At 30.4% G+C, this 12,971-nt stretch carries 12 protein-coding genes; all 12 read right to left on the reverse strand.

Annotated features, from left to right (window positions below; all coding sequences use genetic code 11):
- Positions 1-62: 62 nt before the first annotated feature.
- Positions 63-1,106 (reverse strand): tRNA 2-selenouridine(34) synthase MnmH, encoded by a 1,044-nt coding sequence (gene mnmH / locus DW1_RS09060; RefSeq protein ID WP_083605605.1) that lies wholly within the window; start codon positions 1,104-1,106, stop codon positions 63-65.
- 34 nt (positions 1,107-1,140) lie between these two features.
- Entirely contained in the window at positions 1,141-3,435 is a 2,295-nt protein-coding gene (locus tag DW1_RS09065; RefSeq protein WP_083605606.1) for an FtsK/SpoIIIE family DNA translocase, read from the reverse strand.
- A gap of 215 nt (positions 3,436-3,650) precedes the next feature.
- The gene (locus tag DW1_RS09070) at positions 3,651-4,391 is read right to left on the reverse strand and encodes a ClpP family protease (protein ID WP_278335736.1); all 741 of its coding nucleotides are present in this window, start codon (positions 4,389-4,391) and stop codon (positions 3,651-3,653) included.
- Positions 4,392-4,564: 173 nt separating this feature from the next.
- Positions 4,565-4,840: a YlmC/YmxH family sporulation protein gene (locus DW1_RS09075; protein WP_074350301.1), complete on the reverse strand. Its 276-nt coding sequence runs from the start codon at positions 4,838-4,840 to the stop codon at positions 4,565-4,567.
- A gap of 111 nt (positions 4,841-4,951) precedes the next feature.
- Complete coding sequence (locus tag DW1_RS09080) at positions 4,952-6,223, reverse strand: M16 family metallopeptidase (RefSeq protein ID WP_074350302.1); 1,272 nt, start codon at positions 6,221-6,223, stop codon at positions 4,952-4,954.
- A gap of 67 nt (positions 6,224-6,290) precedes the next feature.
- Entirely contained in the window at positions 6,291-7,007 is a 717-nt protein-coding gene (locus tag DW1_RS09085) for a polysaccharide deacetylase family protein (protein WP_074350303.1), read from the reverse strand.
- A 156-nt stretch (positions 7,008-7,163) separates the two neighbouring features.
- Entirely contained in the window at positions 7,164-9,239 is a 2,076-nt protein-coding gene (locus DW1_RS09090) for a polyribonucleotide nucleotidyltransferase (protein ID WP_074350304.1), read from the reverse strand.
- A 112-nt stretch (positions 9,240-9,351) separates the two neighbouring features.
- Positions 9,352-9,621, reverse strand: coding sequence for a 30S ribosomal protein S15 (rpsO, locus tag DW1_RS09095; RefSeq protein WP_074350305.1), 270 nt, complete (start codon positions 9,619-9,621; stop codon positions 9,352-9,354).
- A 151-nt stretch (positions 9,622-9,772) separates the two neighbouring features.
- Positions 9,773-10,690 (reverse strand): bifunctional riboflavin kinase/FAD synthetase, encoded by a 918-nt coding sequence (locus tag DW1_RS09100; RefSeq protein WP_074350306.1) that lies wholly within the window; start codon positions 10,688-10,690, stop codon positions 9,773-9,775.
- Positions 10,691-10,702: 12 nt separating this feature from the next.
- Positions 10,703-11,626 (reverse strand): tRNA pseudouridine(55) synthase TruB, encoded by a 924-nt coding sequence (truB, locus tag DW1_RS09105; RefSeq protein ID WP_242942466.1) that lies wholly within the window; start codon positions 11,624-11,626, stop codon positions 10,703-10,705.
- Positions 11,613-12,590: a DHH family phosphoesterase gene (locus DW1_RS09110; RefSeq protein WP_083605608.1), complete on the reverse strand. Its 978-nt coding sequence runs from the start codon at positions 12,588-12,590 to the stop codon at positions 11,613-11,615. The genes truB and DW1_RS09110 overlap by 14 nt, the downstream gene beginning before the upstream one ends.
- Entirely contained in the window at positions 12,583-12,960 is a 378-nt protein-coding gene (rbfA, locus tag DW1_RS09115; protein WP_074350308.1) for a 30S ribosome-binding factor RbfA, read from the reverse strand. The genes DW1_RS09110 and rbfA overlap by 8 nt, the downstream gene beginning before the upstream one ends.
- Between the last annotated feature and the right edge of the window lie 11 nt (positions 12,961-12,971).

A 12,971-nucleotide genomic window follows, 5' to 3' on the forward strand; every position in this document is an offset into this window, starting at 1 on the left:
ACATCTCCTATCTAATAATTTAATATTAAATGAAAAAAACAATATAGTATACTTGTTCTAATCTAATATAATGTGTCCACAAATTTAATTAATTCTGATACAGCAGATTCAATATCATTGTAATTAATAATCTTATCATACTTTTTATATTTCTCTAAAGAATACTCATAAAGTGGGTCATAATAGTTTGTCATAAGTTCTTTTGCTATTACTGAATAGTTTTTTTTATGTAATTCTTCAATAAGAGTATCTACTTTATCGCCACCTATTTTTTTTCTTAGCTTTTTAATGGCACCTTCAATTTCTGTGTCTTTTGTGCCTGAAGCATTATTTACGTAATCATCAACAATATTTTCGATTCTCTTTTCGAAAGTAGTGTTAATTAAAACGTGGAAACCCTTATCCATATCATTAAATAGAAAATCAGGTAGTACTGCCTTTCCAACTCTTTTACTTTCACTTTCTGTAAATATAAAACTTTCATTGTTTTTTTTAAACTTATCCAGTAACAATGATTCAAATTTTTTTTGTGAGTTAGATTTCTCCTCAAAAGCAATATTACCAAATACTGAGCCTGCATTTTTAGCTAAGCTTTCTATGTCAAGTGTGGCTTTACCAAGACTTTCTAATAATCTTAATATCTTTGTTTTACCAGTTCCGGTATAACCATGTAAAACAATATACTTATACTTGCCTTCATATTTTGGTAATTCTTCTATTACGTATTTTCTATAGCTTTTATAGCCACCTTTTATTAAGAACAAATTAATTCCCATAATATCTAATACTCTAGCTACTGAGTTACTTCTCATTCCACCTCTGTAGCAAAATAATGCAGTTTTTTTATTATTATTTTCTATTTCTTTTGCTTTTTCATAGAAATCTACAAGCTTAACAGAAGCATATTTTAATCCAATTCTTTTCGCTTCATCTTTATCTATTTGTGTATAAACATATCCAACGTGCTCTCGTTCAGAAACGTTAAGTATAGGTAGATTGATTGCATCAGGAATTGTGTCCTGCTCATATTCTTTTTCACTTCTAACATCAATAAAAACTAAATCTTTCATCTGTAAAGCATCTTCAATATTTATTTCTCTTATCAAAAGTTCACCTTCTTAAAACATTTAAGCTTAAATATTAGTCATTTTCATATTCATCCCTAGTGATTAAAACCTTTCTAGGTTTACTACCTTCATATCCGCCTACAATCCCTCTTTCCTCCATTTCATCAATAATACGTGCAGCTCGCGCATAACCTATTTTCAATCTACGTTGAAGCAAAGAAATAGATGCTTGCCCTTCATCTATTACGATATCTATGGCATTTGGTAGTAATTCATCTGAATCATCTGTAGTTTGTTTAAGGTTGTTGCTTATTTCTTCTACTACTTTTTCTTCATAATTGGCGCTACATTGGCTTTGTAAGTATTCAACTAACTTATTAATTTCTTCTTCCCCAATAAACGCTCCTTGTATTCTAAGAGGCTTAGATTCGCCAACTGGATAGAATAACATATCTCCTTTACCAAGCAACTTTTCTGCTCCTCCCATATCAAGTATAGTCCTTGAATCTGCTTGAGAAGACACCGCAAAAGAAATCCTGGACGGAATATTTGCTTTTATAGTTCCAGTAATAATATCTACAGAAGGCCTTTGAGTTGCAACGATTAGATGTATTCCCGCTGCCCTTGCCATTTGTGCAAGTCTGCATATGTAGTCCTCGACTTCAGAGGCAGAGACCATCATTAAATCTGCTAATTCATCTATAATTATAACGAGCTTAGGAAGTTTTTCCATTTCAAGATTGTTTGCAGCCTTGTTATTATAAGAATCTAAATCTCTCACACTATTCTTCGCAAATAAATTATACCTTCTTGTCATTTCTTGAACAGCCCAATTAAGTGAAAAGGCCGCTTTTTTAGGATCTGTAACAACAGGAATCAATAAATGTGGTATTCCATTGTATACACTTAACTCCACAACTTTAGGATCAATAAGCATTAACTTTACTTGATCTGGTCTAGCTTTATACAAAATACTTGCAATCAAAGTATTTATACAAACACTTTTCCCTGAGCCTGTGGCTCCTGCAATAAGCAAGTGAGGCATTTTTTCTATATTGGTAACTATTGGCTTACCTGAAATATCTTTGCCTAAAGCAAAAGGTATTAGTGTATCAATTTCTTTATATTCATTTGACTCTAGTATCTCTTTTAATCCTACCCCAACCTTATTCTTGTTTGGAACTTCAATACCTATAGCAGATTTACCTGGTATGGGAGCCTCCATTCTAATATCTGATGATGCTAAACTAAGAGCAATATCATTAGTTAGACTTACTATCTTACTTACTTTTACACCTGGAGCTGGTTGTATCTCATACCTTGTAATGCTAGGGCCAATACTAACTTGAAGTATTTTTGCTTCAATTCCAAAATTATGTAATGTTTCTATTAGTTTGTTTGCATTATTCAGAACTTCTTTTTTTTCTACGTTTTTTGAATTTGATTTTACTTCCCTGAGTATCTCAGTACTTGGTAACTTATAATCGTCATAGCTTTCATTTTTTTGTCCCTCAGGTATATCAATATTATTATCTCTATTTATTAATTTGTCTTCATGTTTTTTCTCAGCATATTGTTCAGATTTATCTATACTTTTAGTATAATCTAGAACCCTGATCTTCGTTTCAGCCTCATTAGTAGTAATCGAACTATCACTAGTGTTGTTTTTATCATCATGACTTAACATATCCTTTAGAATAATATCATCTTCTTTATTGCTAGGAGTATTTCCCTTTTTATCTTCTACATATACGAAGTCTTTTGTATTGTTAATTGTTGCTTTAATTAAAGCAACAATTCTTCTAAAAATATTCTTAGTTACATCTATAACACTAATATTTGTAAATAGCAAAAAGGATATCAAAATAATTGCAGCTATCACAACATAAGAACCAATAGTTCCAAATAATCTTAGAAAAACATAAGATAATGCCGAACCAATAATTCCTCCACCTGAAGCAATACTCTCAGAGGCAATAATAGAATTATTAACTTCAATAGATAACTTAACTCTATCAAAAAAAGATAATCCTTCTACAAAAGGAAAGAAATTAATATCTAAAATAGTTAGGAGGCCAATATAAGTTATGATGACTGATGTTGTTTTTTTGATAAGCTCTATTTTATTCGTAATAAATAGAAAGCCAACTAATAATATAATAAAGGGAAAAACATATCCCCCTAGGCCAGCAATAATAATTGAGTATTTTTTAATTATCTGACCAATAAAACCAGTAGACTTATTATACATGCTTAATAAGGATAAAAGCCCTACAGCTACAATTAATATTCCCATAATTTCCATTTTAATGTCTCGTTTTGCTGTAGTTTTATTTTTTGCTGTTACCCTGCTTTTCGCTTTTGTCATATGATCACCTCTATAATCTATTTCTACAGAAGTGAATAAAATCCTTTAGTAAAAAGAAATAATTCACCACCCCGATACTATAAAGATAAAACGTAACGCCCAATATTCACTAACACTTTATCCTTATAGAATTAAAGTGCTAATGACCATCATTAACACTTTTACGTTGTAATTATAACATAAACCATTTAAATATTCTATTCAAATTAGCTTACTTAATTCTTTTCGATGAGTTCTTTGAGTTTTTGTAATGCAGTTGAAAAACCCCCAACTTCATCTATCAAACCATTTTTAACTGCTTCTTCACCAATAAGAATAGTTCCTACATCATTAGCAATCTCATCTGTATCATACATCAATTTCAATAATAGTTCTTTTTCTATTTTAGAAGTTCTTAAAATAAAGTTTATTATTCTTTGTTGCATTTTCTCAAAATATCTGAAAGTCTGTGGGACTCCTATAACTAACCCTGTCATACGTATAGGATGAATTGTCATAGTAGCTGTAGGAGTAATAAAGGAATAATCGCTGGAGGTAGCTAATGGAACTCCGATACTATGGCCACCTCCTAGGACTAGTGATACTTTAGGTTTACTTAAACTATTTATCATTTCTGCCAGTGCTAGGCCAGCTTCAACATCTCCTCCAACTGTATTTAGAAATATAAGAATCCCCTTTACCTCAGGATTTTGTTCAGCAGCTACTAGTAAGGGCATAATGTGCTCGTACTTCGTAGCCTTTTTTTGTGGTGGAGATACTATATGTCCTTCAACTTCTCCAATTATTGAAATGAACTGTATGTCTTGAGGAGTCGTAGGAAGATTAGGTGTACCAAAGGTTTTTACTTTTTCTAAATCCTCATTATTATCAGTATTTTGTTCTGGATTATTCTCTTCCTGCTCTTCATCCTTATAATCACTATTAAAAAGGATAAAATCAGAATTATATTTATTTATATCCAATATTGTTCCTCCTTTGTATATTTAATATCTTTAGTAGAAATTAAACTTATTATTTATATAGTTTACACTAAACCTAGATTAATATGCTTAAAATTATTAGTACAATTCATTGAAGCACAAAGCAAATTCTTTATATACTGCTCACTTTTTATATAAGCTTTAAAGTTCTATACTGTATATATTCTTCTGCTTCTATTTTCTTCATCTAGTTCAATTATAATCATATCATTGCCTATTTTTCTAATAGATGACCAAGGAATTTCTATTCCGCTTCTTTCATTGAATCCAAATATTTTTATCTGACTTCTTCGATCGGGTACTAATAAAGCTAATATTTTACCACTTTTTTCATCTATTACTAAATCCGAATCAGCTATTATGCCTAATCTGCCTCCGTCATTTAGGTTAACAATCTCTTTTCCACCTAATTCGCTTAGTCTCAATAAAATCGCCTCCATTTTTATCAGTTTATTATATGATATGAAAATATGATTGTTTTATGATTTATCATTTATGATAAGATTTGTTATGATATTTTTTTAAAAAAAAGATTACTATTTAAAAAGTAATCTTCTTAATTCTCTATCTATTTCATTTTCATTATCAAAATTTCCCACATAAGCAATATTATATTTACTTTTATCAAATATTTTATTAACTACACTAATTATATCTTCTAACTCTATCTTATCTATTCTTGATGCTATTTCTTGAGGAGATATGACTTTTCCTAATAATAGTTCTGATTTACCTATTGATGTCATGCGGCTAGATGTACTCTCAAGTCCTAAAATGTAATTACCTTTCAATTGCTCCTTTGATCTGTATATCTCTTCCTCAGTCAAATAATCCTTCTTAATAATACTTATATTATCCATAATTATATCTATTACCTTTATAAAGTTATCAGTATTTAGCGCTGCATATATAGTAAAAATACCTGAATCCTTATATGATGAAGGATAAGAATATATGGAATAGACTAGCCCTTTATCTTCTCTTATATCCTGAAAAAGTCTAGAGCTCATACTTCCACCAAATATATTATTTAGTATTAGCAGTGCATATAACTCATCTTGTCCTTGTGAAATTCCTTCAGTGCCTAAACAAAAATGTAATTGTTCAATATCTTTTTTCTTTTTTGAGATGCTGTGAGAAATAATAGGCTTCTCATATTTATCAGCAATATTTATTTTTGTTTCCCATTTAGAAAAGTGTTTCTCAATTAGTTTAATCGTGGCATTTAAATTAAAGTTTCCTGCTATAGATATAACAGTATTTGAAGGTATATAAAAGCTCTCAAAATAATTAATTATACTCTCTCTAGTTAATTTTTCTAAGGATTCTCTACTACCTAGAATAGGTAGGGAAAGAGAATTTTTGTTGAATATAGTTTGTGATAATAGGTCATGCACTAAATCTTCTGGAGAATCCTCGTACATTTTAATTTCTTCATATACTACAGATTTCTCTTTAGAAATTTCATCTTCATCAAATAATGAATTAAAAAGCATATCAGATAATACATCTATTGCAACATCAATATGACTATCTAATACTTTAGCATAATAGCAGGTACATTCTTTACTAGTAAAAGCATTTATTTGACCTCCAATATTATCAATACTTTCGGCTATTTCTTTTGCAGTTCTATTTTTAGTTCCCTTAAACAACATATGCTCAATAAAATGAGATACTCCATTATTTTCTAAGGTTTCTTTTCTAGAACCAGCCTCCACCCAAACTCCTATAGATACAGACTTAACATATGGGATATATTCGGTAACTATTCGAAGGCCATTGTCCAGTGTTATTTTATTATACATGTTTTCCTCCTAAGCAAATTAGTACTATATTTTATTATAACTTATTGAAATTAGGCTTGAAATGATTTCACTTTATTATATCACTTACTGCACCTATTTGATAACCCTTATCCTTTAAATTTTGTATTATTACAGGCAAAGCTTTAACTGTTTCCTCCTTTGGATGCATTAGAACGATTGCTGAGTTGTGATGCTTGCTTATCACTCTATTAATTATCTTATCTTTTGTACTATCTTTTCTCCAGTCAATTGTATCTATGCTCCACATTATCACCTTATATCCTAATTCATTAGCTGCTTTTATAGTTTCTTTGTTGTATGCACCAGAAGGTGGAGCAAAATATACAGATTTTATCCCTAATATATCAGTTATCACTTTATCCGCTTTATTTATTTCATCTCTGTTATCTTCATAGTTTAGTTTATCATAATCCCTATGAAAGTACCCATGATTTCCTATTTCATGACCATTTTCATATATCTTTTTTAGTAGTTCAGGATTTTTTTCTGCCCATCTTCCTGTTACAAAAAAGGTTATTTTGATATTATTTTCTCTAAAAATGTCCAGCATTCCAGGTATGCATTCATTTCCCCAATCAACATTGCATGCAAAGGCTATTAATTTTTCATCAATAGTTCCCTTATAGTACACATCATCGATATTGAAGATATCTTTAGCTTTTGAAGAAAAATTAAAGCTCAGCAAAATAATTAATGCTAAAATTATTATAGCTATTGTAATTGCTATAATTAAAGTTTTGAACCTTATATAGATTATTTTCATAAACTTCCTCCTATTCTATAATATGATATACTATATAAGTATTCTAAGTTTTATAAAATATAATAAGAAAAGCTTCAATGAGATCAGTTTCTTGATAAAAAATAAAAAACTTATTATATAAAAATAAAAAAGACATAAACCTTTAGGCTCATGTCCTTATTTTTGTTCACCTTCATTCTTTCCTTCGCTAGGTAAAGCATCTTTCCTGGAAAGATTAATTCTACCTTGATTATCTATTTCTGTTACCTTTACTAGTATTTCATCTCCAATTGATAATACATCTTCTACCTTGTTAATTCTTTCCTTTGCAATGTTTGATATATGAACTAAACCTTCTTTCCCATTTAATACTTCTACAAAAGCTCCAAATGGCATTATTCTAGTTACCTTTCCTAGATATATTTTTCCTATCTCTATCTCTTCAACTATTTTCTCTATCATTTTCATAGCTTTCTTACCAAACTCTACATTCTCTGCTGCAATAATCACTTTTCCATCATCTTCGATATCAATTTTTACTCCTGTTTCATCAATAATCTTATTGATTACTTTCCCACCTGGACCAATAATATCTCGTATTTTATCTGGATTTACTGACATTGTAAGGATTCTAGGTGCGTAAGGAGATAGTTCTTTTCTTGGCTGTGAAATAACCTCACTCATTTTATCAAGTATAAAAAGTCTTCCTATCCTTGCTTTTTCTAATGCATTTTTTAAAATTTCCCTATCAATACCAGCTATTTTAATATCCATTTGTATTGCTGTTATACCTTTTTTTGTTCCAGCTACTTTAAAGTCCATATCCCCTAAAAAGTCTTCCATTCCCTGTATATCAGTTAAAATTACTACTTTATCATCTGATTTTATTAATCCCATTGCAATACCAGCTACAGGTGCAGTGATTGGAACCCCAGCATCTAATAAAGCTAAAGTGCTTCCACAGACACTTGCTTGTGAAGTAGAGCCATTAGAGCTTAGTACTTCTGAGACTAGCCTAATGGTGTAAGGAAACTCATCAACACTAGGAATAACAGGTTCTAGAGCTCTTTCAGCTAGAGCACCATGTCCGATCTCCCTTCTTCCAGGTCCTCTTAAGAATCTAGTTTCTCCGACACTAAATGGTGGAAAGTTATAGTGATGCATGTATCTTTTTTCTTCTTCTTCACCAAGTCCATCAATAATTTGAACATCTCCTGCAGCTCCTAAGGTTGCAACAGTCAATACTTGAGTTTGCCCTCTAGTAAATAGTCCTGAACCATGAGTTCTTGGTAATATTCCAACCTCACTAGTAATATTTCGTATTTCATCTACATGTCTATTGTCAGGTCTAATTCCTTCTTCAACATTATATAATACTTCTTCAATATCAGCAGTATTATCAGGATATTTTTCAATAAAATATTCAAATGTTTCTTTTTTCACACTATCTATATTATCCTGTCTTTCTTGCTTATCTTCAGTTCTAATAGCTTTTAACATTTTTTCTCTAGCATATTCTGTTATTTCTTTTTCGATTTCCTTGTCAGGTAGGAATGCTTTATATTCCTTTTTAGGTTTGCCAACTTCTTTTCTAATCTCATTAATAAATTTACATATTTCCTTTATTTCCTCATGTCCTGTCATTATAGCATCTAGCATTACAGCTTCATCAATTTCATTTGCCCCAGCTTCAACCATCATAACAGCATCTTCAGTGCCAGCAACTATCAAGCTTAATAATGATTTTTCTCTTTGATCGCAAGTAGGATTTATTATAAATTTATTATCAATTAAGCCTACTGATACAGAACCAGTGGGTCCATTAAATGGTATATCTGATATAGTTAGTGCAATAGATGCCCCTATCATTGAAACAATATCTGGAGTACAGTCCTGATCAACTGATAAAGCTGTTACTATCACTTGGACATCATTTCTAAAATCCTTAGGAAATAATGGTCTAATTGGTCTATCAATAAGCCTTGATGTTAATATGGCTTTTTCACTAGGTTTACCTTCTCTCTTAATGAAGCCACCTGGGATTTTCCCAACTGCATACAACCTTTCTTCATAATCAACACTCAATGGAAAAAAGTCAATACCTTCTCTGGGTTCTTTTGATGCAGTAGCTGTAGCTAATACTACAGTGTCACCATATCTAACTAGACATGAACCTCCAGCCTGCTCGGCGACCTTTCCTATTGTTACAGAAAGCTTTCTTCCACTTATATTAGTTTCAAAAGTTCTCTCCATGTTCTACCTCCTTTAATATGTATACTTTATTATATATTAATTATTATTGCCTCGAAAATATAAAAAAAACAAAGTTACCTATAAATTAATAGAGCGGGTATCCCCGCTCCAATTAACGTCTTAAGCCTAATTTCTCTATAAGATTACGATATCTTTCTATATCAGTTTTCTCTAAGTAGTTCTGTAAGCCTCTTCTTTGACCTACCATCTTTAACAAACCTCTTCTAGAATGATGATCTTTCTTATGAATCTTTAAGTGCTCATTAAGCTTATTAATTCTGTGTGTTAAAATCGCAATTTGAACTTCTGGTGACCCTGTATCACCTTCATGTACTCTGTACTCTTCAATAATTCTTGCTTTTTCTTCTTTACTTAAATTCATTTTTTATCCTCCTTATATTATACTACACCATAAGCCAAGTATACAGTCGAGGCTACAGTAAACTTAGCATATGGTATTATCAATCCTAATTGTACCATATCAAATATATCTTGTAAATATTTATTTTAATATTACATTTTTATCTCCATATTCATCTATCAAGTATAGAGATTTTCTCAATATCTCTCATAACCTGTTTGACTAGTTCGTTTTTATTAGAAAATTTCTTTTCTTCTCTAATAAACTCTAATAATTGAATATGAACCCTTTTTCCATATATATTTTCATTAAAATTAAGTATATGGGTTTCTATGCTAAAATCTACATCATTAAAAGTAGGATTACTTCCTATGTTTGTAATACTCAAAAATTCTCTATTATCTATCGATGTAATTGATTTGTAAACACCAAACTTTGGTATTTGGTACTTTGTATCTGTTTTTAAATTTGCTGTGGCAAAACCTAACCCTTTTCCTCTGCCTTTTCCTTTGACAATAGTGCCATTTATAGCAAATGGTCTTCCAAGTAGAATATTAGCTTCCTCAATAAGTCCATCTTTAATTAACTCCCTTATATTTGAACTACTTATTATCTTATTATTACTGGTAATGGGGTCTATGATCATTACTTCAAAGCCAAACTCTTTACCTGCTTTTATTAAAAAATCTCCATTACCTTGAGCTTTATGACCAAATTTATAATCAAACCCTATTACGACAAACTTTGCATGTAACTGATCCACAAGTATTTTTTTTACAAAATCATAGGGTGACATACGCATTATCTCTTTAGTAAAATCAGTTAAATATAATATCTCGATCCCGATTTTTTCAAATAACAAGATTTTCTGCTCATTGCTCATAAGCAGATTGTTTGTTTTATTAGTTTTAAAGTTAACTAGTGATTCATTGTTAAATGTAAAAACAGACTTAGTTAGGCCCTTTTCTTCTGCATTCTTCATCATTTCTTTTATTAAATACTGATGTCCTAGATGGAAACCATCAAAATTTCCAAGAGCTACAGCTGTATATTTATTAATAGATGTATTGCAGTCATGCAAGATTTTCATTGTCTATCACCTTTATATAAAAACTTTATCCATTTTTAAAATAGTACCTTCAGCAGTTTCTTCAACTAGCCCCATTCCAATAAATATATCATCGCAGTATACCCGTATTTCGCCTCTGTGACTTTCACTATTAAATTTATAGTTATGGTCACTTAACTTTATTTTTCCACCGTTTTTCAAGATATCATAGAACTTTTGATCAAGCTTAACAAGCTTATGATGTTTAAGTACACTATCTAGAGGCATCATAATACTACTTAATCTACCATTAGAAATATATTCTTCTATTTCCTCGATGGTATAGGCATTTTCAATTTTGAAGTCTCCTACTTGAGTTCTTACTAAAAATGTCATACAGCCTAAACTCCCTAGTCTTTTACCTATATCGTTACATAATGTTCGTATATAAGTCCCCTTTGAACATTCGACATCAAAAAGTACTCTCTTATTATCATAATTTTTTATAATTGAAATATTATGGATAATTATTTCCCTAGGTTTTCTTTCTACAGTTTTCCCTTCTCTAGCAAGCTCATATAATTTTTTCCCATTATGTTTTAATGCAGAATACATAGGAGGTATCTGTTGAATTTTGCCTTTAAATTCATTAAATACTTGTTCAAGTTCATCAGAGGTAATATCTGGTATAGCCTTCCTATTTATAATTTCTCCATATTTATCTTGAGTATCTGTTTCATAACCAAGGGTTAGTTCGGCTCTATACGATTTACTAAAGTCATCAAAATATTGAACAACCCTTGTAGCTTTTCCTATACAAATAGGCAGCACACCAGCTGCATTTGGATCCAAGGTGCCAGTGTGCCCTACCCTTTTAATTTTTAATTTTTTCCTAATAAAATTTACAATGTCATGAGATGTCATACCCGGCGGTTTTAAAACATTAATAATCCCATTCATATAATCACCTGAGTGCATTTTTTATTTCTTTTAATACTAATATTTTTCCTTCTTCTATACTAGTGTATATTGTACATCCTGAAGCTTTCTTATGTCCTCCACCATTGAAGTTCTTTGCAATAGCTGATACATCAACATAGTTTTTTGACCTAAAACCAACTTTCACAACATTATCTTCAATCTCTTTAAATATACAAGCAATTTCTATACCGTCAATATCTCTAATAAAGTCAATTATATTATCTCCATCACTCATTGTTGCATTGCAGCTTTGTAGCATTTGTCTAGTTACATTGACTAAAGCTATTTTCCCTTCTTCTAATATTTCCATAGTACTAAGGCTTGCCATGAGTAGCTTTGTCTTTTCAATACTTCTACTCTGATATAAATTTACATTAATAAAATTAATATCTATACCTATATTAAGTAGTTTAGAAGCTATTATATGAGTAGTAGGTGAGGTATTGTCATATTTGAAGCTTCCTGTATCAGAAGATATAGCTACATAAAGTGATGTGGCAATATCTTTATCTATATTGACACTCATAAATTCTAAAATCTCGTAAATTATTTCTCCAGTAGAACTAGCATCTGGATCAATTATGTTTATGTTGCCAAACTTAGTGTTAGTTATATGGTGATCTATATTGATAATAGAATCTATAGATTTTAAAACTGTTTTTTCTATCCCAATTCGTTCTAAATCTCCACAATCTAATGCAATTAACGTTTTAATTTTATTATCAGGAATTTCTTTTTGAATCAAATCTACTCCTGGAAGAAATGAAAGATTTCTAGGTATTTCATCGGGTATGAACATAGTTATATTGTCATAGCCATTTCTCTTAAGAGCTAGACCTAAAGCTAATACAGAGCCTATACTATCTCCATCAGGATTAACATGAGAAGTAATGCATATACTATTATTCTTTTCAATTTTAGAGAGTGCTTCTCTTAAAAGCATTTCTCTATTATTAGTCATCTTCACTACTTCCTTTATTACTATTGCTATCTTTCACTTCATTTAACAATTTTGAAATTTTAAAACCATGTTCAATTGATTTATCTAGATAAAATAATGGTTCTGGTGTATATCTTAAGTTTAAATTTTCACCTATTTCTTTCCTGATAAAGCCTTTCCCGCTTTCCAGCCCTTTTAATGTCTCCTCTCTACTACTTTCATCTCCTAGGACGCTTATATAAATCTTTGCATATCTTAAATCCCTAGTTACTTCCACTTCTGTGACACTTGTCATAGGAGAGATTCTAGGATCTTTTAACTCTGTCATTATAGCATTACTAACTATCCTTTTTATTTCTTCAGAAATCCTTCCTAAACGTTTTATACTCATAGAAGTCACCT

It is taken from the genome of Proteiniborus sp. DW1 (assembly GCF_900095305.1).
In the GTDB taxonomy this organism is placed as follows: Bacteria; Bacillota; Clostridia; order Tissierellales; family Proteiniboraceae; genus Proteiniborus.